Annotated in this window: 22 protein-coding genes and 1 riboswitch; of the genes, 18 read left to right on the plus strand and 4 right to left on the minus strand. The window is 68.5% G+C overall.

Going from position 1 to position 19,042, the window contains the following annotated elements; all coding sequences use genetic code 11:
- Positions 1–48 precede the first annotated feature (48 nt).
- The 4 genes from RNZ50_22220 (at position 49) to RNZ50_22235 (ending at position 2,604) form a co-directional block, all read left to right on the plus strand.
- Positions 49–714: a glutathione S-transferase family protein gene (locus tag RNZ50_22220; protein MDT8857710.1), complete on the plus strand. Its 666-nt coding sequence runs from the start codon at positions 49–51 to the stop codon at positions 712–714.
- A 71-nt stretch (positions 715–785) separates the two neighbouring features.
- Positions 786–1,814 (plus strand): tRNA epoxyqueuosine(34) reductase QueG, encoded by a 1,029-nt coding sequence (gene queG / locus RNZ50_22225; GenBank protein MDT8857711.1) that lies wholly within the window; start codon positions 786–788, stop codon positions 1,812–1,814.
- 54 nt (positions 1,815–1,868) lie between these two features.
- On the plus strand, positions 1,869–2,363 hold the full coding sequence (locus RNZ50_22230) for a DUF1294 domain-containing protein (GenBank protein ID MDT8857712.1): 495 nt from the start codon (positions 1,869–1,871) through the stop codon (positions 2,361–2,363).
- 70 nt (positions 2,364–2,433) lie between these two features.
- On the plus strand, positions 2,434–2,604 hold the full coding sequence (locus RNZ50_22235) for a hypothetical protein (GenBank protein ID MDT8857713.1): 171 nt from the start codon (positions 2,434–2,436) through the stop codon (positions 2,602–2,604).
- A 75-nt stretch (positions 2,605–2,679) separates the two neighbouring features.
- Here the strand turns inward: RNZ50_22235 and RNZ50_22240 are convergent, their stop codons facing one another.
- On the minus strand, positions 2,680–3,546 hold the full coding sequence (locus tag RNZ50_22240; protein MDT8857714.1) for a branched-chain amino acid aminotransferase: 867 nt from the start codon (positions 3,544–3,546) through the stop codon (positions 2,680–2,682).
- Positions 3,547–3,697: 151 nt separating this feature from the next.
- On the opposite strand from RNZ50_22240, the gene RNZ50_22245 reads away from it, so the two are divergent.
- From RNZ50_22245 to dxs, 7 genes are all read left to right on the plus strand, one after another.
- A complete protein-coding gene (locus RNZ50_22245) occupies positions 3,698–4,207 on the plus strand; it encodes a MarR family transcriptional regulator (GenBank protein MDT8857715.1) in 510 nt (169 codons plus the stop codon).
- Entirely contained in the window at positions 4,204–4,914 is a 711-nt protein-coding gene (locus tag RNZ50_22250) for a response regulator (protein MDT8857716.1), read from the plus strand. The genes RNZ50_22245 and RNZ50_22250 overlap by 4 nt, the downstream gene beginning before the upstream one ends.
- A gap of 67 nt (positions 4,915–4,981) precedes the next feature.
- A complete protein-coding gene (locus RNZ50_22255; GenBank protein ID MDT8857717.1) occupies positions 4,982–5,491 on the plus strand; it encodes a hypothetical protein in 510 nt (169 codons plus the stop codon).
- Positions 5,488–6,414 carry a histone deacetylase family protein gene (locus RNZ50_22260; protein ID MDT8857718.1) on the plus strand — a complete coding sequence of 309 codons (927 nt, stop codon included), beginning with the start codon at positions 5,488–5,490 and terminating at the stop codon, positions 6,412–6,414. Before RNZ50_22255 ends, RNZ50_22260 begins: the two co-directional genes overlap by 4 nt.
- Positions 6,411–6,653, plus strand: coding sequence for an exodeoxyribonuclease VII small subunit (locus tag RNZ50_22265; protein MDT8857719.1), 243 nt, complete (start codon positions 6,411–6,413; stop codon positions 6,651–6,653). The genes RNZ50_22260 and RNZ50_22265 overlap by 4 nt, the downstream gene beginning before the upstream one ends.
- Complete coding sequence (locus RNZ50_22270; protein ID MDT8857720.1) at positions 6,650–7,519, plus strand: polyprenyl synthetase family protein; 870 nt, start codon at positions 6,650–6,652, stop codon at positions 7,517–7,519. Before RNZ50_22265 ends, RNZ50_22270 begins: the two co-directional genes overlap by 4 nt.
- A gap of 32 nt (positions 7,520–7,551) precedes the next feature.
- Positions 7,552–9,465, plus strand: a complete 1,914-nt coding sequence (gene dxs, locus RNZ50_22275) for a 1-deoxy-D-xylulose-5-phosphate synthase (GenBank protein ID MDT8857721.1) — start codon at positions 7,552–7,554, stop codon at positions 9,463–9,465.
- Positions 9,466–9,474: 9 nt separating this feature from the next.
- Here dxs and RNZ50_22280 read toward each other — a convergent pair whose 3' ends face one another.
- Both RNZ50_22280 and RNZ50_22285 read right to left on the minus strand, forming a co-directional pair.
- Positions 9,475–10,137, minus strand: coding sequence for an exopolysaccharide biosynthesis protein (locus RNZ50_22280; protein ID MDT8857722.1), 663 nt, complete (start codon positions 10,135–10,137; stop codon positions 9,475–9,477).
- A 110-nt stretch (positions 10,138–10,247) separates the two neighbouring features.
- Positions 10,248–11,096, minus strand: coding sequence for an SDR family oxidoreductase (locus RNZ50_22285; protein ID MDT8857723.1), 849 nt, complete (start codon positions 11,094–11,096; stop codon positions 10,248–10,250).
- 156 nt (positions 11,097–11,252) lie between these two features.
- On the opposite strand from RNZ50_22285, the gene RNZ50_22290 reads away from it, so the two are divergent.
- The 4 genes from RNZ50_22290 to RNZ50_22305 all read left to right on the plus strand — a co-directional run bounded on the left by RNZ50_22290 (position 11,253) and on the right by RNZ50_22305 (position 14,391).
- Positions 11,253–12,734 carry an AMP nucleosidase gene (locus tag RNZ50_22290; protein ID MDT8857724.1) on the plus strand — a complete coding sequence of 494 codons (1,482 nt, stop codon included), beginning with the start codon at positions 11,253–11,255 and terminating at the stop codon, positions 12,732–12,734.
- A 133-nt stretch (positions 12,735–12,867) separates the two neighbouring features.
- A complete protein-coding gene (locus RNZ50_22295; GenBank protein ID MDT8857725.1) occupies positions 12,868–13,155 on the plus strand; it encodes an HU family DNA-binding protein in 288 nt (95 codons plus the stop codon).
- Positions 13,156–13,227: 72 nt separating this feature from the next.
- Complete coding sequence (locus RNZ50_22300; protein MDT8857726.1) at positions 13,228–14,103, plus strand: DMT family transporter; 876 nt, start codon at positions 13,228–13,230, stop codon at positions 14,101–14,103.
- Positions 14,104–14,226: 123 nt separating this feature from the next.
- On the plus strand, positions 14,227–14,391 hold the full coding sequence (locus tag RNZ50_22305; protein ID MDT8857727.1) for a hypothetical protein: 165 nt from the start codon (positions 14,227–14,229) through the stop codon (positions 14,389–14,391).
- Here RNZ50_22305 and aroC read toward each other — a convergent pair.
- Entirely contained in the window at positions 14,388–15,500 is a 1,113-nt protein-coding gene (aroC, locus tag RNZ50_22310) for a chorismate synthase (GenBank protein MDT8857728.1), read from the minus strand. The genes RNZ50_22305 and aroC overlap by 4 nt on opposite strands.
- Positions 15,501–15,649: 149 nt before the next feature.
- A riboswitch (TPP riboswitch) is annotated at positions 15,650–15,748 on the plus strand.
- Positions 15,749–15,783: 35 nt separating this feature from the next.
- On the opposite strand from aroC, the gene thiB reads away from it, so the two are divergent.
- The 3 genes from thiB to RNZ50_22325 are packed head-to-tail and all read left to right on the plus strand — an operon-like array spanning position 15,784 to position 18,966.
- Positions 15,784–16,770, plus strand: a complete 987-nt coding sequence (gene thiB / locus RNZ50_22315) for a thiamine ABC transporter substrate binding subunit (GenBank protein MDT8857729.1) — start codon at positions 15,784–15,786, stop codon at positions 16,768–16,770.
- Positions 16,746–18,287 carry a thiamine/thiamine pyrophosphate ABC transporter permease ThiP gene (locus RNZ50_22320; GenBank protein ID MDT8857730.1) on the plus strand — a complete coding sequence of 514 codons (1,542 nt, stop codon included), beginning with the start codon at positions 16,746–16,748 and terminating at the stop codon, positions 18,285–18,287. Before thiB ends, RNZ50_22320 begins: the two co-directional genes overlap by 25 nt.
- Positions 18,274–18,966 (plus strand): ATP-binding cassette domain-containing protein, encoded by a 693-nt coding sequence (locus tag RNZ50_22325; GenBank protein MDT8857731.1) that lies wholly within the window; start codon positions 18,274–18,276, stop codon positions 18,964–18,966. The genes RNZ50_22320 and RNZ50_22325 overlap by 14 nt, the downstream gene beginning before the upstream one ends.
- The last annotated feature ends 76 nt before the right edge of the window (positions 18,967–19,042 follow it).

The raw sequence follows: 19,042 nt of genomic DNA on the forward strand, positions 1-19,042 counted from the left end.
CCCCGGCGCGGCTATGACAGGGAACCCCTGCCTGACCCGAGTGTGCCGATGAACCGACTGTATCATTTCCCGCTGTCGCCCTTCTGCCGCAAGGTGCGCCTGACGCTGGCCGAAAAGCGGATCGAGGTCGAGCTGATCGAGGAGCGTTTCTGGGAGCCGAGCCCCGATTTCCTGCGGCGCAACCCGGCGGGCAAGGTGCCGGTGCTGCGCATGGACACCAAGGTGATGAGCGAAAGCCAGGCGATCTGCGAGTATCTGGAAGAAACGGTGCCCGAGCCACGCCTGATGCCGCGCGACCCTGACGGGCGGTTCGAGGTGCGCAGGCTCTGCGCCTGGTTCGACGACAAGTTCCAGTGCGAGGTGACCTCGAAGCTGCTGTACGAGAGGATCAACAAGAAGATCATGGGGCAGGGCTACCCCGACAGCAAGAACGTCAAGTTCGGGGCGAACCGGATCAAGTTCCATCTGGATTATCTGGCCTGGCTCTTGGACCAGCGGCGTTGGCTGGCAGGCGACGTGATGTCGCTGGCCGATTTTACTGCGGCGGCGCATCTGTCGTGCCTCGACTACATTTCCGATGTCGACTGGAACCGGCACGCGGTGGTGAAGGACTGGTATGCCAAGATCAAGTCGCGCCCCTCATTCCGGCCGCTGCTGGCCGACCAGGTGCCGGGGTTCCCGCCGCCGGCCCATTATGCCGACCTGGATTTCTAGCGGCCGGCGCCGGGGGGCTGTCTGCCCCCCGGGCCCCCCGCGGATATTTGAGAACAGAAGAAAGGTGGAGGGTGCAGGCGACTGACCTGAAGGCTCGGCTGATCACCCGGGCGCTGGAGGAAGGGTTTTCCGGCGTCGGGGTCTGTGCGCCGGATGCGGTGCCGGAAGCTGCGGGGCGGTTGCGGGCGTTTCTGGCGGCGGGGCGGGAAGGGCAGATGGGCTGGATGGCCGAGCGCGAGGCCTGGCGCGGGTCGGCCGCGGCGCTGTGGCCCGAGGCGCGCTCGGTCGTGATGCTGGCCGAGGTCTATACGCCGGAGGGCGACCCGCTGGCGGTGTTGCAGGCGCGGGACCGGGCGGCGGTGAGCGTCTATGCCCAGGGGAGGGATTATCACGATCTGGTCAAGCGGCGGCTGAAGCGGCTGGGGCGGTGGCTGGTGGACGCGTCGGGGGCCGGGATCAAGGTGTTCGTCGACACCGCGCCGGTGATGGAAAAGCCGCTGGCGCAGGCCGCAGGGTTGGGCTGGCAGGGCAAGCATACGAACCTTTTGAGCCGGGAGCTGGGAAGCTGGTTCTTTCTGGGTGCGATCTTCACCACGGCCGCGCTGCCGCCCGATGCGCCGGAGGTTTCGCATTGCGGCAGTTGCACCGCCTGCCTCGACATCTGCCCGACCGCGGCGTTTCCGGCGCCCTGGCAGCTGGATGCGCGGCGCTGCATTTCCTATCTGACGATCGAGCACCGCGGGCCGGTGGACGAGGATCTGCGTGGCCTGATGGGCAACCGGATCTATGGCTGCGACGATTGCCTGGCGGTGTGCCCGTGGAACAAGTTCGCGGTCGCTGCGCGCGAGATCGGCTATCAGCCGCGCGTCGGGGCGCCGCTGCTGGCGGAGCTTGCGGCGCTGGACGATGCCGCGTTCCGGGCGCGGTTTTCGGGCAGCCCGATCAAGCGGATCGGGCGCGACCGCTTCGTGCGCAACGTGCTTTATGCCATAGGCAACTCGGGGGATGCCGGATTGCGCGGGGCGGCGGCCGCGCTGGTGGAGGACGGCGACGCGGCGGTGGCGGATGCGGCGCGCTGGGCCCTGCGGCGGCTGGCCTGAATTCTGCCGGAAATCCGGGTATGATCGCGTCGTCTTTGCGAGAAAGGTTGGATCGTGGATGGTGAGACGGTGGCGGGGCAGCCGTGGCTGCTGATCGGGGCGCTGGCGGGGTTTCTGGTGGTGGCGAACCTGCTATGTGCGCTGGCCTTCTGGCTGGACAAGCGGCGGGCGGTGGCGGGGGAGTGGCGGATACCTGAGGCGACCCTGCTGGGGATGGCGCTGGCGGGCGGCTGGGTCGGGGCGAAATGGGCGCAACACCGGTTTCGCCACAAGACGCGGAAACAGCCCTTTCGGACGCAGTTGAACACCATTGGCGCGGTGCATCTGGTAGCGGCGGCTCTGCTGTTCGCGCCTATGGGGGATCTGGGTCTGCCGGAAGTTGCACGGGTGCAGAAAAGGCTGTCGGGGCTGGTTTGGTCGGCGCAAGATGCGCTGGCCGACATGGCGCAAGGTCTGACCGTCGCGGCCCCGCAGACTGCCGCAAAGGCGGAACTGCCGCGCCGGTTCGGGCCGGGCAGCGACGGCTGGGCGGCGGCAGACCGCCGGTGAGGCGGCAAATCCTTGGGTTCCGGCGGATCGGTGCTATATTGACCGTCCGACTCACGCTGGAGGATCAGAGATGACCAAGCATATTGCCGACCATCGCACGCCGTCGAAAAACGGGCGTCTGGTGCATTTCCTGCGGATCGCGCGCGGCGCGCGCGGGCTTTGGCACCGGGCCGAGGCGATGCCTGCGGGCAACCGGCGAGTGGTGGAGTATCTGCGCATCGCGCGGGGACGTGAAGCCTGAGGGCACGATTTTTCTACGAAAAATCAGATGGATGACGGAGCTCGGGCAGGCCGATCAGGCCCGCCCGGTTTCGTTTCAGGACCGCACCAGCTTTTCGTAGTCGGTCGCGATCTCGTGCGTCAGGGCCCCCACCTCGAAGTTGTAGGGGCCGATCTCGCCGACCGGGGTGACCTCGGCGGCGGTGCCGGTGAGGAAGCATTGTTCGTAGCCTTCCAGATCGGCGGCCTCGATGCGGCGTTCGATCACGGTGATGCCCTTGGCGCGCAACATGCCGATGACGGTCTGGCGGGTGATGCCGTTCAGGATCGCGTCGGGAACCGGGGTGTGAACCTCGCCGTCCTTGACGAAGAAGATGTTGGCGCCGGTCGCCTCGGCAACAAAGCCGCGATAGTCGAACATCATCGCATCGGAGCAGCCCTTCGCCTCGGCCGCGTGTTTCGACATGGTGCAGATCATGTAGAGACCGGCGGCCTTGGCGGCGTGCGGTATGGTGTCGGGCGACGGGCGCTTCCATTTCGAGATGTCGAGCTTGGCGCCCTTGAACTTGGCGTCGCCGTAATAGGCGCCCCAGGTCCAGACCGCGATGGCCATGCGGATCGGGTTGCGCTTGGCGGCTACCCCCATGTCCTCGCCCGAACCGCGCCAGGCGACGGGCCGCACATAGGCATCGGTCAGGCCGTTGGCCTTGAGGGTCGCCTCCTTGGCGGCCTCGATCTCGGCGACCGACCAGGGCAGCTCCATGTCGAGCAGTTCGGCCGATTTGCGCAGCCGTTCGGAATGCTCGACCGACTTGAAGATCTTGCCGTTGTAGCAGCGCTCGCCCTCGAAGACGCTTGACGCGTAGTGCATCGCATGGGTCAGGATGTGGACGTTGGCGGCGCGCCAGTCCACCAGTTTGCCATCCATCCAGATAAAGCCGTCGCGGTCGTCGTAGCCTGCCATTTTCCGGTCCTCCGTCGGGTCACTTTGCGAATGTTGCGCAGGTTTGGTCCGAAGTGGACATAAAGTTGCGCGAAATCGGGGTTTGGCTAACAGTTGAGTCTTGGAAAGTCAACAAGGCTGACATAAAATCGGCGCAACGAGGGAGGCGGCGATGGCAGAAGGCGGGGCCGGACCGGGCGGGGGCGAAAGCCTGCTGTTCCTGACCGACGAACAGGTGCGCAAGGGGATCGAGGCGATGTTCTTTGCCTATCGCGGCTTTACCGCCGACCCGGACCGGATTCTGGGCGGGATGGATTACGGCCGGGCGCATCACCGGGCGATCCACTTCATCCACCGCAGCCCGGGCACCACGGTGAACAACCTGCTGTCGATTCTGGGCGTGACCAAGCAGAGCCTGAACCGGGTGCTGCGGACGCTGATCGAGGACGGGCTGGTGGAAAGCCGGGTCGGGCGGCAAGACAAGCGCGAGCGGCATCTGCTGCTGACGGAAAAGGGCGCTGCGCTGGAACGGGCGCTGTCGGATGCACAGCGGGCGCGGATGAGGGCGGCCTATCGTGCGGCGGGGCCCGCGGCGGTGCAGGGCTTTCGCCAGGTGCTGGAGGCGATGATGGACCCCGATCTGCGCCGCCAATACCAGACGCTGAAGGAGAGCGGGGCATGACCGAGCCGCAGGCGCACCTTCTGGTGGTGGATGATGACGAACGCATCCGGGGGCTGTTGCAGAAGTTCCTGATGCGCAACGGCTTTCTGGTGACGATCGCGCGAGATGCGGCGCAGGCACGGCGGCTGCTGTCCGGGCTGGAGTTCGACCTGATCGTGCTGGACGTGATGATGCCGGGCGAGGACGGCATCTCGCTGACCCAGGCGCTGAGGGCGCGGATCACCACGCCGATCCTGCTGCTGACCGCGCGGGGCGAGGCCAGCAACCGGATCGAAGGCTTCGAGGCCGGGGCGGACGACTATCTGGTGAAGCCGTTCGAGCCGAAGGAACTGCTGCTGCGGATCAACGCGATTCTGCGCCGGGTGCCGCAGGTGCGCGCCGATGCCGGGCCGAAGGTGCTGCATCTTGGGGCGGTGCGCTATGATCTGGACCGGGGCGAGCTGTGGCGCGGGGCGGAACCGGTGCGGCTGACCGCGACCGAGGCGCAACTGATGCGGATCTTTGCCGCGCAGCCCGGCGAGCCGGTCAGCCGCGAGCGGCTGGTGGGTGATCTGGGGCGCGACGAGGGGCTGGGCCCGGACCGGGCGCAGGAGCGGGCGGTGGATGTGCAGATCACCCGGTTGCGCCGCAAGATCGAGGCCGACCCGCGCCAGCCGCGCTATCTGCAGACGGTGCGGGGGTCGGGCTACATGCTGGCGCCCGACTGAACAGCGCGGGCGTTGCGGTCGGGCGGGCGGCGGGCTAGCGTGGCGGCGTGACCGAATGGAGGACCACATGCTTTCCCGAAACCCGTTGATTGCCCACAGACTTGGCGCCGCCCTGCTGCTGTCCGCCCTTGCCACGCCCGTGCTTGCACAGGGGCTGGTGGCCTGGGATACCACCGCCGGCTGGGATGTGCTGATCGACCCGTCGCTGGGCAACGGCTGCCTGATCCAGTCTGAATTCACCGACGGGTCGGTGGTGCGGATCGGGTTCGATCTGACGGAAGGCATGGGCTACGTGACCGCCTTCAACGAGGCGTGGGGCGCGATCGAGGAGGGCAAGACCTACCCCGTGTCGTTCACGCTCGATTCCGAGGAATACGAGGCCGAGGCGAAGGGCATCTATCTGGAAGGCGTGCCGGGGGCGGACATCTACTTCGACAACGAGGAGTTCCTGTTCGACATCGCGGCGCGGCAGACCATGGTCTTGTCGCATGACGGGGCAGAGGTGATGTCGATCGACCTGACCGGCTCTGCCGCCGCGTTGACCGACGCGATTGCCTGTCAGGAAGCGCAGGGGTGACCACCGCGCTTTTCAGCCACGTCGGCTTTGACGGCCATGTGACGCCGCCGGGCCACCCCGAACGGGTGGCCCGGCTGGCGGCGGTGGCAGAGGGGCTGGCGGGGCTGGACCTGCTGCGGCTGGAGGCGCCGGTTGGGGCCGAGGCCGACGTGCTGCGCTGCCACCCGGCGCGCTACCTGAACAACGTCCGCACCGCCTTGCCGCAGGAGGGCTGGGCGCAACTGGATGGCGACACCTACATGGCGCCGGGGTCGCTGGAGGCGGCGCTGCGCGGGGTGGGCGGCGCGTGTGCGGCGGTCGATCTGGTGCTGGGCGGCGGGGCGGCAAATGCCTTCGTCGTCTGCCGCCCGCCGGGGCACCACGCTGAACGCGAAACCGCGATGGGGTTCTGCCTGTTCGGCAACGTGGCGATTGCTGCCAAGCGGGCGCTGGACGTGCATGGCCTGGAGCGGGTGGCCGTCGTCGATTTCGACGTGCATCACGGCAACGGAACGCAGGATCTGCTGTGGGACGAGGCGCGGGTGCTGTTCTTCTCCAGCCACCAGATGCCCTTGTATCCCGGCACCGGGTATCCGTCGGAACGCGGTGCGCACGGGCAGGTGGTCAACCTGCCGCTGCGGGGCGGCAGCGGGGGTGCGGAAATGCGGGCGATTTACGAGGCGGAGGTGTTCCCGCGGCTGGACGCATTCGCGCCGGAACTTATCTTGATCTCGGCGGGGTTCGATGCCCATGCCGACGACCCGCTGGCGGGGCTGATGTGGGCTGCGGCCGATTTCGGCTGGCTGACGGGGCGGCTGTGCGACGTGGCTGCGGCGCATTGTGGCGGGCGGGTGGTCTCGACACTTGAAGGCGGATATGATCTAGCTGCGCTGGCCGCGAGTGTGGCGGCGCATGTCGGCGTGTTGAAGGAGCGGGGCGCATGAGCAGTGAAAAGCCGGTTGCCGGAATGAGCTTTGAAGAGGCGATGGCGGCGCTGGAACTGGTGGTATCGCAACTGGAACGCGGCGAGGTGCCGCTGGACCAGTCTATCGCGCTTTATGAACGCGGGGCGGCGCTGAAGGCGCATTGCGCGGCCATGCTCAAGGTGGCCGAAGACAAGGTCGAAATGATCCGTGCCCGCGAAGGGCAGGCCATCGGCACCGCACCGGCGGAGGGGCTGTGAGTTTTCAGGCGGTCTTGAAGGCGGATTCGGCGCGGGTTCACGAACGGTTGAACGAGACGCTGGCGCGGTTCGGCACCGAGCCGGTGATTGCGGCGATGCGCTATGCGTTGCAGGGCGGCAAGGGGCTGCGCGGCTTTCTGGTGCTGGAATCGGCGCGGCTGCACAAGCTGGACTCGGGGCGGGCGATCAGTGCTGCGGCGGCGGTCGAGGCGCTGCACGCCTATTCGCTGGTGCATGACGACCTGCCCTGCATGGACGACGACGACCTGCGGCGCGGCCTGCCGACCGTGCATGTGAAATGGGACGAGGCGACGGCGGTGCTGGCGGGAGACGCGCTGCAGACGCTGGCCTTCGAACTGCTGTGCGACCACGACATCGGCTCGGCCGAGGTGCGGGTGTCGCTGGTCGCATCGCTTGCGAAAGCCTCGGGCGCCGAGGGCATGGTTCTGGGGCAGGCGCTGGACATTGCTGCCGAGACCGCAACGGCGCCGCTGACGCTGGCCGAGATTACCGCGTTGCAGGCGGGCAAGACCGGCGCGCTGATCGGTTGGTCTGCGCAGGCGGGGGCGCTGATCGCGCAGGCCGACCCCGAACCGCTTCGCCGCTATGCGCAGGCGTTGGGGCTGGCGTTCCAGATCGCCGACGACCTGCTGGACGCGACCGGGGACGCGGGCAAGACCGGCAAGCGGGTCGGCAAGGATGCCGATGCGGGCAAGGCCACCTTCGTTTCGTTGCTGGGGCTGGAGGGTGCGCGCGCCCGCGCCCGTGATCTGGTCGCCGAGGCCGAAGCCGCCCTGCTGCCCTATGGCGCAGGGGCCGGCACCTTGATTGACGCGGCGCGCTTCGTTATCGCGAGGGACAACTGACCCCGCCGCCGACACCCCGAGGAGGGGACGCCATGACCAACCGACCCAAGACCCCGACGCTCGACCGCGTAACCCTGCCCTGCGACCTCAAGGGGCTGACCGACCGCGAGTTGCGGGTGCTGGCCGATGAATTGCGCGCCGAGACGATTTCGGCCGTTTCGGTCACCGGCGGGCATCTGGGTGCCGGGCTGGGCGTGGTCGAATTGACCGTGGCGCTGCACGCGGCCTTCGATGCGCCGCGCGACAAGATCATCTGGGATGTCGGTCACCAGTGCTATCCGCACAAGATCCTGACCGGGCGGCGCGACCGCATCCGCACGCTGCGCGCCAAGGACGGGCTGGCCGGTTTCACCAAACGCTCGGAAAGCCCCTATGACCCGTTCGGGGCGGGGCATTCGTCAACCTCGATCAGCGCGGCGCTGGGCTTTGCGGCGGCGCGCGATCTTGGCGCCGATGGCGGCGACGCGGTTGCGGTGATCGGTGACGGTTCGATGTCGGCGGGCATGGCGTTCGAGGCGATGAACAACGCGGGCCACCTGAAGAAGCGCCTGTTCGTGATTCTGAACGACAACGAGATGAGCATCGCGCCGCCGGTCGGGGCGCTGTCCTCCTACCTCTCGCGGCTTTATGCCGGCGCGCCGTTCCAGGATCTGCGGGCGGCGGCGAAGGGGGCCGTCAGCTTCCTGCCCGAACCGTTCCAGGAAGGCGCGCGGCGGGCGAAGGAGCTGCTGAAGGGCATGACCGTCGGCGGCACGCTGTTCGAGGAGCTGGGCTTTTCCTATGTCGGGCCGGTGGATGGGCACGATCTGGACCAGTTGCTGCCGCTGCTGCGCACGGTGAAGGCGCGGGCGACCGGGCCGATGCTGATCCACGTCATCACCAAGAAGGGCAAGGGCTATGCCCCGGCCGAATCCGCGCGCGACAAGGGTCATGCCACCTCGAAGTTCGACGTGCTGACCGGGGTGCAGGCCAAGGCGGCATCGAACGCGCCAAGCTATACCAAGGTATTCGCGCAGGCGCTGATCGCCGAGGCGGCGCAGGACGAGAAGATCGTGGCGGTGACGGCTGCGATGCCGGATGGCACGGGGCTGAACCTGTTCGCGGAACGGTTCCCGCGCCGCTGTTTCGATGTGGGCATTGCCGAACAACATGCCGTGACCTTTTCGGCGGGCATGGCGGCGGGCGGGCTGAAGCCGTTCTGCGCGCTCTACTCGACCTTTCTGCAACGCGGTTATGACCAGATCGTGCATGACGTGGCAATCCAGCGCCTGCCGGTGCGCTTTGCCATCGACCGGGCCGGGCTGGTGGGGGCGGATGGTGCGACCCATGCCGGGGCGTTCGACGTGGCATTCCTGGCCAACCTGCCGGGATTCGTGGTGATGGCGGCGGCGGACGAGGCCGAGCTGGTCCACATGGTCGCCACCGCCGTGGCGCATGACGAAGGCCCGATTGCCTTCCGCTTTCCGCGCGGCGAGGGTGTCGGGGTGGAAATGCCCGCCCGCGGCGTGCCGCTGGAAATCGGCAAGGGCCGGGTGATGCGCGAAGGCAGCCGGGTGGCGCTGCTGTCGTTCGGCACGCGGCTGTCGGAGGTGCTGGTGGCGGCCGAGGCGCTGGCGGCGCGCGGCATTGCCCCCACGGTGGCCGATGCCCGCTTTGCCAAGCCGCTTGACCGCGACCTGATCCTGCGGCTGGCGCGGGAGCATGAATGCCTGATCACCATCGAGGAAGGTTCGGTCGGCGGCTTCGGCAGCCATGTCGCGCAACTGCTGGCCGAGGAGGGCGTGTTCGACACAGGGCTGAAATACCGCTCGATGGTGCTGCCCGACATCTTCATCGACCAGGCCAGCCCCGAGGCGATGTATGCCGTGGCCGGGATGAACGCGCCGCAGATCGAGGCGAAGGTGCTTCAGACACTAGGCGTGGCGGTGGTGGGGATGCGGGCCTGAGGCCCGCATTCAGAACGCGCCGAACAGCACGAACACCGCCGACAGGAACAGCGCATAGGCAATGCCGCCAACCGTCACCGTCGCCACGACGGCGGCGGCGATGCCGCCAAAGATCCACAGCCCGTCGCGCTGCAACATGCCAAGGCCGACGATGCAAAGCGCGATCGACGGCAGCATGTTGCCAAGGGGGATCGGCAGCGAAAGCAGCACCGCCAGAAACAGGCACAGCGCGCCGATCGCCCGTTCCGCCGCCGGGCTGAACATGAACTCCAGCCGCCGGGTGAGCATCTTTTCGGCGCGGTCGAGCCAGGGCACGCCGCGGCCCACGATGGTGGCGAACCATTCCCGCGTGAAGGACCGCCGCGAAATCACCTGTGGCAGCCACGGCATCCGGCCCAGCATCATCTGCGCCGACAGGAACATCAGCGGCACGCCCAGCACCCCCGCCAGACCGGGCGGCGAAGGCAGGATGTTGGGAAAGGCGAACACCAGCAGCAGCGCGCCGAACGCCCGTTCCTGCATGACATGCAACAGATCGCCCAGCGTGACGTGGCTTCGCGACGTGTCGTTGGCCAGCGCCTGCAGGATTTCCGACAGGCGCGGGCCGGTCGGGCGCCGACGCCCGGCCTTGGGCGACACTGGTTGCGACGGGGTAGGGGGGTCAGCGATCATGCCGCGGGTCCTTGGCCGTTTCGGGGTGGCTGATCCAACATGGTTGCGGCGCGGCGGTGGCGCAAGGCAACCCGACCGATGGCGGCAAGGTGCCGTCGGTCGCGGTGTGATCAGGCATCGGGGTCGGCGGCGAGCAGGGCCGCCAGCCCGCTGCGGTAATCGGGGTGGATCAGGCGGACGCCAAGTTCTTCCCTGATCCGGGCGTTGCCGACGCGTTTCGATTCGGCGTAGAAGCTGCGCGCCATCGGTGAGAGGTCGGCCGTCTCGTAGGGCACCGCCTCGGGTTCGGGCAGGCCCAGCAGGGCGGCGGCGTGGCCGATCACATCTTCGGGCGGGGCGGGGTCGTCATCGCAGACGTTGTAGATTGCCCCCGGGTTCGGGCGGTTGATCGAGGCTTCCAGCACCAGCCCGATGTCATCGACATGGATGCGCGAAAACACCTGACCGGGCTTGATGATGCGCCGGGCGCTGCCGTCGCGCACCTTCTCGAACGGGCCGCGGCCGGGGCCGTAGATGCCCGCCAGCCGGAAGATGTGCAGCGGCACCCCCAGCGCCTGCCACGCCTGTTCGGCCTGCACCCGCAACGCGCCGCGCCTCGTGCCGGGGGTCGCGGGCGTGTCTTCGGTCACCCAGCCGCCCTGATGGTCGCCATAGACGCCGGTGGTGGAAAGATACCCGACCCAGCGCAGCGGTGCGGCGGCAATCGCGGTCGCATGGGCGTTCAGCACCGGGTCGCCGTCTTCCTCGGGCGCGATGGAGGTCAAGAGATGCGTGGCCTGCGCCAGTGCCGGGCCAAGGTCGGCGGGCCAGAGCAGCGGCTCCACCCCTTGCGCGCGAAAGCCCTCGGCGCGGGCCGGATTGCGGGTGGTGCCGATCACCCGCCAGCCCTGCGGGAGCAGCCGGGCGGCAAGGGCCTGTGCGGAATAGCCATGTCCAAGGGAAAGCAGCGTCTGTGTCATGGCGTGACTATCGGCGGGCATTGCCGCAAGCGCAAGGGGGCGGCGGCAAGGCGCAACGGCTGTCACTCTCGCGATACGGTGGTATGGCACGGGTCAGGGGCCTTGCGCGGCAGGCCCAACGTCGTGTTAGATGCCGGATCATTGAGAGACATGAACATGCAAGACGATCATTCGCACCAGCTGCTGACCCCAGACTACCCCGCACCCGAGGCTTTCACCGACCCCGCCGCCGCAGTCGCCCGGCTGGAGGAGATATATTTCATTGCCACCGAGTTCCTGTCGCGCCATTTCAGCGCCGCCGTGACGAAAGGCAAACCTGCCGCGAAGGTCCGCGCGCATTACCCCGAGATCCGCCTGACCACGACCAGCTTCGACCATGTCGACAGCCGGCTGAGCTTTGGCCATGTCGCGGGCCCCGGCACCTATGCGACCACCGTCACCCGGCCCGACCTGTTTCGCCACTACCTGATCCAGCAGATCACCCTGCTGGTGCAGAACCACGGCGTGCCGGTGCTGATCGGCGCCTCGGAAACGCCGATTCCGGTGCATTTCGCGGTGGCGGGCAACCCGGCGGTGTCGGTGCCGCAGGAGGGCGTGCTGGAGTTCAGCCTGCGCGACGTCTTCGACGTTCCCGACCTTGCGACCACCAACGACGACATCGTCAACGGCGTCGGGCTGACCCATGCCGACGGCTCGCACCCCTTGGCGCCGTTCACCGCGCAACGGGTCGACTACAGCCTGGCCCGGCTGGCGCATTACACCGCGACCGAGCCTGCACATTTCCAGAACCATGTGCTGTTCACCAACTACCAGTTCTACGTCGACGAGTTCGAGGCCTTCGCCCGGGCGCAACTGGCCGATCCGGCCAGCGACTATGTCGCCTTCGTCGCCCCCGGCAACCACGAGATCACCGGGCCGGACACCGCGCTGCCGGTCATCACCAAGATGCCGCAGATGCCGACCTACCATCTGAAACGCGCCGACGGGCAGGGCATCACGCTGGTCAACATCGGGGTCGGGCCCAGCAACGCCAAGACCGCTACGGACCATATCGCCGTGCTGCGACCCCATGCCTGGCTGATGGTGGGGCATTGCGCGGGCCTGCGCAATTCGCAGTCGCTGGGCGACTTCGTGCTGGCGCATGGCTACCTGCGCGAAGACCATGTGCTCGACGCCGACCTGCCGATCTGGGTGCCGATCCCGGCGCTGGCCGAGATCCAGATCGCGCTGGAAGATGCGGTGGAATACGTGACCAAGCTGGAAGGGTATGAGCTGAAACGCATCATGCGGACCGGCACCGTCGCCACCATTGACAACCGCAACTGGGAATTGCGCGACCAGTCTGGCCCGGTGCACCGCCTCAGCCAGTCCCGCGCCATCGCGCTGGACATGGAAAGCGCCACCATCGCCGCCAACGGCTTTCGCTTCCGGGTGCCCTATGGCACGCTGCTGTGCGTATCGGACAAGCCGCTGCACGGCGAGTTGAAGCTGCCGGGCATGGCCAGCGACTTCTACCGCACCCAGGTGGCGCGCCATCTGCAGATCGGCATCCGCGCGATGGAGACGCTGCGCGAAATGCCGATCGAGCGCATCCACAGCCGCAAGTTGCGCAGTTTCGAGGAAACCGCCTTTCTCTGATCGACGAAAAAGCCCAGCAATTGTTCGCGGGGGCTTGAACTGCGCGGCAAAAACCTGTGTAGCGGCGTCATTCGCCCGCAAAGGGCAAAGACGGACCCCGCGACAGACCGGGGCCATGATCAGGAGACAGGACATGATGAAGCCGATGACCAAGACCCAACTCGTTGCCGCCGTGGCCGAAGAGATGGGGTCCGACAAGAAGACCGCCAGCGCCGCGATGGATGCGATTGCTTCGGTGGTGGCGCGCGAAGTGGCCGCAGGCGGCGCCGTGACGCTGCCGGGTCTGGGCAAGGTGGTTTGCCGCGCGCGCCCGGAACGTCTGGTGCGCAACCCGGCCACCGGCGAGCAGGTGACCAAGGCGGCCGACAAGCAGGTGAAATTCGCCATCGCCAAGGCGCTGAAAGACAGCGTAAACGTCTGATCTCCCCCGGTCATCCGGGCTTTGGGGGTCGCCTGCGGGCGGCCCCCTTTTTCATGACAGGGGCGACGGGCGATGGACCTGAAAGCGATCCTGATGGGGCTGGCCTTCGCGCTGATGTGGTCATCGGCCTTCACCTCGGCGCGGTTGATCGTGGCGGATGCGCCCCCCCTGATGGCGCTGGCGCTGCGCTTTGCCATCTCGGGCGTGATCGCGATCGGGGTGGCGGCGGCGCTGGGGCAGGGCGGGCGGCTGACCCGGACGCAATGGCGCGGCGTGGTGATCTTCGGGCTGTGCCAGAATGCGCTTTACCTTGGCTTCAACTTCGTCGCGATGCAGTGGGTCGAGGCGAGCCTTGCCGCCATCGTCGCCTCGACCATGCCGCTTCTGGTGGCACTGGCGGGTTGGGCGGTGTTTGGCGACCGGGTGCGGCCGCTGGGCGTGGCGGGGTTGCTGGCGGGTTTTGCGGGCGTGGCGATCATCATGGGGTCGCGGCTTTCGGGCGGGGTGGACGGGCTGGGGCTGGTCTTCCTCGGGCTGGGCGTGCTGGCGCTGACCTTCGCCACGCTGGCGGTGCGCGGCGCCTCGTCGGGCGGCAACCTGCTGATGATCGTGGGCCTGCAGATGCTGGTGGGGGCGGCCGTGCTGGCCGGCCCCGCGCTGGTGCTGGAGGACTGGGCGGTGACCTGGTCGTGGCAGCTTGGGCTGGCCTTCGCCTATACCGTGCTGGTGCCGGGGGTGCTGGCAACCTGGGTCTGGTTCGTTCTGGTGGCGCGGATCGGGGCGGTGCGCGCCGCGACCTTCCATTTCCTCAACCCGTTCTTCGGCGTGCTGGTCGCGGCCCTGCTGCTGAGCGAACGGCTGAGCCTGTGGGACGCGGCTGGCGTGGCCATCGTGGCCTGCGGCATTCTGGCTGTGCAGATGTCCAAGGCCGTGCCCGCCGGGCGCTAGCGCCCCGTTCACGCGCCTTCACGGAAGGTTGCGATGACAGCGCGACCGCTTCGCGCCATGGTTGCAGCAGGCTCGGGCAGCCCGGGCGCGACCCATGCCTGTTGCCAACAAAGGGAGTGAGCGATGAATCTCAGTGATTTCATGATGTTGTCGGGTAATGTAACGCTTTCCGCCCCGTTGCGGCAACTGGCGCGGACCGGCACTGTTTCGGTGGCCGGGGCGCCGTCTGCCCCGGACCGGCCAGAGGTCAGCGCCGATCTGGCGCCCGCCATGGAAGACCCGCGCTAAAGCGCCGCCGGGCCGATCTCGCCGCGCACCCCGCCGGTCTGGCCACGGTCGCGCAGGATATGGTCCAGGATGACACAGGCCATCATCGCCTCGCCCACCGGCACGGCGCGGATGCCGACACAGGGGTCGTGGCGGCCCTTGGTCACGATATCGACCGGCTCCCCCGCCATGTCGATGCTGCGGCGCGGAATCAGGATCGACGAGGTCGGCTTCACCGCGAAACGCACCACCACATCCTGCCCGGTCGAGATGCCGCCCAGAATGCCCCCGGCGTGGTTCGACAGAAACTCGGGGCCATGCGCGCCCATCACGATCTCGTCGGCATTGTCGGTCCCGGTCAGGGCGGCGGCGGCCATGCCTTCGCCGATCTCGACCCCCTTCACGGCGTTGATCGACATCATCGCGGCGGCCAGATCGCCGTCAAGCTTGCCGTAGACCGGCGCGCCAAGACCGGCAGGCACGCCTGAGGCCACGACCTCGATCACCGCGCCGATGGAATTGTGCGCGTGGCGCAGCTCGTCCAGACAGGTTTCCCACATTGCGGCGGCGGTGGCGTCCGGGCACCAGAACGGGTTCCGTTCGATGGCAGCCGCGTCAAACCTGCTGCGGTCGACGGCATGTGGACCCATCTGCACCATGTAGCCGGTGATCGTCAGCCCCGGCACCAGCCGGGCCAGCACCGCGCGCGCCACGCCGCCCGCCGCCACCCGCGCCGCCGTCTCGCGTGCCGAGGACCGGCCGCCGCCGCGCGGATCGCGCAACCCGTATTTCTGGTGATAGGTGATGTCGGCATGGCCCGGCCGGAAGCTTTGCGCGATGTTGCCGTAGTCCTTCGACCGCTGGTCGGTGTTCTCGATCAGAAGCTGGATCGGGGTGCCGGTGGTCAGCCCCTCGTAGGTGCCCGACAGGATCTGCACCGCATCCGCCTCGCGGCGCTGTGTGGTGAACTTGTTCTGGCCGGGCTTGCGCCGGTCGAGCCAGTGCTGGATCGCGGCCGCCTCCAGCGGCATGCCGGGCGGGCAGCCATCGACCGTGGCCCCAAGGGCCGGCCCGTGGCTTTCGCCCCAGGTGGTGACGCGGAACATGTGGCCGAAGGTGTTGAAGCTCATGGCGGCGATCCTTGCGCAGGCCCGGCTGGCATAGGGCAAAGCGGCGCGCTGGGAAACCCGATTTTTCGCCGCCGGGTCGGGCGCGATTTTTCTACGAAAAATCGGCGGCTGGATTGGGGGTTGCAGCCGGGGCCGGGCGCGTTATGCTCGCTGTCACCTCGGGGTGCCTTCAGTGGCTGAGATGCGAAAGCGGACCCGTTGAACCTGAACCGGTTAAGACCGGCGGAGGGAAGGTGTATGGAATGATCCATCTCCAGCTCCGCCCGTCGCATTGGAGGATGAGATGAGATCTTCGTTCCTTGCGGTGGGTTTCTGTGCCACGGCCTCGCTGGCCGCAGCGGAAACCCCTGTGCTGACAGTGCTGACCTATGACAGCTTCGTGTCGGAATGGGGCCCCGGCCCCGCCATCGAAAAGGCGTTCGAGGCGACCTGCGGCTGCGATCTGCGGCTGGTGGGCGCGGGCGACGGCGCTGCCCTGCTGGCGCGGGTGCAGCTTGAGGGCAAGGGGTCCGAGGCCGACATCGTGCTGGGGCTCGACACCAGCCTGACCGCCATGGCCGCCGCGAGCGGGCTTTTCGCGCCGCATGGCGTGACCGGCAGCTTCGACCTGCCGGTGGACTGGGATGACCCGCTGTTCCTGCCCTATGACTGGGGCTGGTTCGCCATGGTCCATGACACGACCCGCCTTGCCACCCCGCCCGCCTCGTTTCAGGCGCTGGCGGCATCGGATCTGAAGATCGTGATCCAGGACCCGCGCTCGTCGACCCCCGGTCTGGGGCTGCTGCTCTGGGTCAAGGCGGCCTACGGCGACCGCGCGCCGGAAATCTGGTCGGCGCTGGCCGACAACATCGTGACGGTGACCCCCGGCTGGTCCGAGGCCTACGGGCTGTTTCTGGCGGGCGAGGCCGACATGGTGCTGAGCTACACCACGTCGCCCGCCTATCACCTGATCGCGGAAGACGATGCGACCAAGGCGGCGGCGCCCTTCGACGAAGGGCATTACCTGCAGGTCGAGGTGGCGGGCAAGCTGGCGGCCAGCGATCAGCCCGCGCTGGCCGACGCGTTCCTGGCCTTCATGGGCAGCGAGGGGTTCCAGTCGGTGATCCCGACCACAAACTGGATGTACCCGGCGCGGACCCCGGCGGGCGGGTTGCCGGAAGGCTTCGACACCCTGATCACGCCGGCCAAATCCCTGCTGATGACGGCGGCCGAGGCGCAGGCCGCCCGTGGCCCGGCGCTGGATGAATGGCTGACCGCCCTTTCCCGCTAGGCGCGACGGCGGTTGCCGCAGCCCTGGGTGCCCTCACGCTGGGCACCCTTGGCGCGGTGCTGGCGCAGGCCGGGGGGGCGGCCCCCGGCCCAGCCGACTGGGCGGCGGTGCGCTTCACGCTGGTGCAGGCCGCGTTGTCGGCTGTAGTGTCGGTCGCGCTGGCGGTGCCGGTGGCACGGGCACTGGCGCGGCGGCGCTTTGCCGGGCGCGGGGCGGTGGTGGCCTTGCTGGGTGCGCCGTTCCTGCTGCCGGTGATCGTGGCGGTGCTGGGGGTTCTGGCCATCTTTGGCCGGGCCGGATGGCTGTCGCAGGGGCTGATGGCGGTGGGGTTGCCGCCGCTGTCGATCTACGGGCTGCACGGGGTGGTGCTGGCGCATGTGTTCTTCAACATGCCGCTGGCGGTGCGGATGATCTTGCAGGGCTGGCAGGCGATTCCTGCCGAACGGCTGCGGCTGGCGGCGAGCCTGGGCTTCGGGCCGGGCGCGATCTGGCGGCATCTGGAGGCGCCGATGTTGCGCGCCGTGCTGCCCGGGGTGGCGGCGATGATCTTCGCCATCTGCCTGACCAGCTTTGCCGTGGCGCTGACGCTGGGCGGCGGGCCGGCGGCGACCACGGTCGAGCTTGCGATCTATCAGGCGTTGCGGTTCGAGTTCGACCTGCCGCGCGCCGCGGCGCTGTCGGCGGTGCAGGTCGGGCTTTGCGCCGTGGCGGTGGCGCTGGCGGCGCGGCTGGCGCTGCCTGCGGGCTTTGGCGCCGGGCTCGACAGGGTGGCCGACTGGCCGGCGCGGGCCGGGGGCTGGCGGTGGGTCATGGACGGGCTGGTGATCGGCGCGGCGGTGGTGTTTGTGGCTCTGCCGCTGGTTGCGGTGGCGCGGCAGGGGGTGCCGGGGCTGGCGGGCCTGCCGCCGCAGGTCTGGGCGGCGGCGGGGCGGTCGCTGGCGGTGGCGCTGGCCTCGGGCGCGCTGGCGGTGGGCGGGGCGCTGGTGCTGGCGCTGGCGGTGGCCCAAGGGCGGCGTGGCTATGAACTGGCGGCGATGCTGCCGCTGGCGGCCTCGGCGCTGGTGCTGGGGACGGGGCTGTTCGTGATCGTGCAGCCCTTCGTCAGCCCGGCGCGGGTGGCGCTGCCGGTGACGGTGGCGGTGAACGCCGCGCTGTTCCTGCCCTTCGCCTTCCGCATCCTGCTGCCCGAGGCGCGGTCGTTGCAGGCCGACCATGGCCGGCTGGCGCAGGCGCTGGGACTTGGCGTGCTGGCGCGGCTGCGATGGGTCACCCTGCCCCGGCTGCGCCGCCCGCTTGGCTTTGCGGCTGGCGTGGCGGCGGCGCTGTCGATGGGCGATCTGGGGGTGATCGTGCTGTTTGCGGGCGAACAGGGTGCAACCCTGCCGCTCTTGGTGCAGCGCCTGATGGGCGCCTACCGGATGGAGTCGGCGGCGGCGGCGGCGCTCTTGCTGGTGGTGCTGTCTTTCGTCCTGTTCTGGGGGCTGGATCGGTGGGGGAGGGGCAATGCTGCGGCTTGAAGGCGTGACACTGGCGCAGGGCGGCTTTCGCCTGACAGCCGACTGGGCGGCAGAACCGCCGCAGCGGCTGGCGATCATCGGGCCGTCCGGCTCGGGCAAGTCGACGCTTCTGCTGGCGATTGCCGGGTTCCTGGCGCCGGTGGCGGGGCGGATCACCTGGAAAGGGCAGGATATGGCCCCGCTTGCCCCGGGAGATCGGCCTGCGAGCATCCTGTTCCAGGACCAGAACCTGTTCCCCCACCTGACGCTGGCGCAGAACCTCGGCCTCGGCCTCTCTACCCGGTTGCGCCCGCCACCGGGAGATGCGGCGCGGATCGAGGCCGCACTGGCGCGGGTGGGGCTGGCGGGGCTGGGTGGGCGAAAGCCCGCGCAGCTTTCCGGCGGCCAGCAGGGGCGCGCGGCACTGGCCCGCGCCCTGCTGCGCGCCCGACCGATGCTGCTGCTCGACGAGCCCTTCGCGGCGCTCGGCCCGGCGCTGAAGGCCGAAATGCTGGACCTGGTGGCCGAAGTCGCCGACGAAACCCGCGCCCTGGTGCTGATGGTCACCCACGACCCCCGCGACGCGCGGCGCTTCGCCAGCCATGTCGTGCTGGTGGCCGACGGGGTGGCGCAGGCCCCGGTGCCGACCGGCCGACTGTTCGCCGATCCGCCGCAGGCCTTGCGCGACTATCTGGGGTAGGCCGGAATTTTCGTAGAAAATTCGTGCCACGCCGCAGAAATGCGAAACCCCGCCGGATCACGGCGGGGCTTCGGGT

Source organism: Paracoccaceae bacterium Fryx2 (assembly GCA_032334235.1).
In the GTDB taxonomy this organism is placed as follows: domain Bacteria; phylum Pseudomonadota; class Alphaproteobacteria; order Rhodobacterales; family Rhodobacteraceae; genus JAVSGI01.

Bases quoted from the DNA above. Each gene is read 5' to 3' on its own strand.
- RNZ50_22220 (MDT8857710.1), top strand. From the start codon at position 49: ATGAACCGACTGTATCATTTCCCGCTGTCGCCCTTCTGCCGCAAGGTG.
- RNZ50_22235 (MDT8857713.1), top strand. From the start codon at position 2,434: ATGACCAAGCATATTGCCGACCATCGCACGCCGTCGAAAAACGGGCGT.
- RNZ50_22240 (MDT8857714.1), bottom strand. From the start codon at position 3,546: ATGGCAGGCTACGACGACCGCGACGGCTTTATCTGGATGGATGGCAAA.
- RNZ50_22245 (MDT8857715.1), top strand. From the start codon at position 3,698: ATGGCAGAAGGCGGGGCCGGACCGGGCGGGGGCGAAAGCCTGCTGTTC.
- RNZ50_22250 (MDT8857716.1), top strand. From the start codon at position 4,204: ATGACCGAGCCGCAGGCGCACCTTCTGGTGGTGGATGATGACGAACGC.
- RNZ50_22255 (MDT8857717.1), top strand. From the start codon at position 4,982: ATGCTTTCCCGAAACCCGTTGATTGCCCACAGACTTGGCGCCGCCCTG.
- RNZ50_22265 (MDT8857719.1), top strand. From the start codon at position 6,411: ATGAGCAGTGAAAAGCCGGTTGCCGGAATGAGCTTTGAAGAGGCGATG.
- dxs (MDT8857721.1), top strand. From the start codon at position 7,552: ATGACCAACCGACCCAAGACCCCGACGCTCGACCGCGTAACCCTGCCC.
- RNZ50_22280 (MDT8857722.1), bottom strand. From the start codon at position 10,137: ATGATCGCTGACCCCCCTACCCCGTCGCAACCAGTGTCGCCCAAGGCC.
- RNZ50_22285 (MDT8857723.1), bottom strand. From the start codon at position 11,096: ATGACACAGACGCTGCTTTCCCTTGGACATGGCTATTCCGCACAGGCC.
- RNZ50_22290 (MDT8857724.1), top strand. From the start codon at position 11,253: ATGCAAGACGATCATTCGCACCAGCTGCTGACCCCAGACTACCCCGCA.
- RNZ50_22295 (MDT8857725.1), top strand. From the start codon at position 12,868: ATGATGAAGCCGATGACCAAGACCCAACTCGTTGCCGCCGTGGCCGAA.
- RNZ50_22300 (MDT8857726.1), top strand. From the start codon at position 13,228: ATGGACCTGAAAGCGATCCTGATGGGGCTGGCCTTCGCGCTGATGTGG.
- RNZ50_22305 (MDT8857727.1), top strand. From the start codon at position 14,227: ATGAATCTCAGTGATTTCATGATGTTGTCGGGTAATGTAACGCTTTCC.
- aroC (MDT8857728.1), bottom strand. From the start codon at position 15,500: ATGAGCTTCAACACCTTCGGCCACATGTTCCGCGTCACCACCTGGGGC.
- thiB (MDT8857729.1), top strand. From the start codon at position 15,784: ATGAGATCTTCGTTCCTTGCGGTGGGTTTCTGTGCCACGGCCTCGCTG.
- RNZ50_22320 (MDT8857730.1), top strand. From the start codon at position 16,746: ATGGCTGACCGCCCTTTCCCGCTAGGCGCGACGGCGGTTGCCGCAGCC.
- RNZ50_22325 (MDT8857731.1), top strand. From the start codon at position 18,274: ATGCTGCGGCTTGAAGGCGTGACACTGGCGCAGGGCGGCTTTCGCCTG.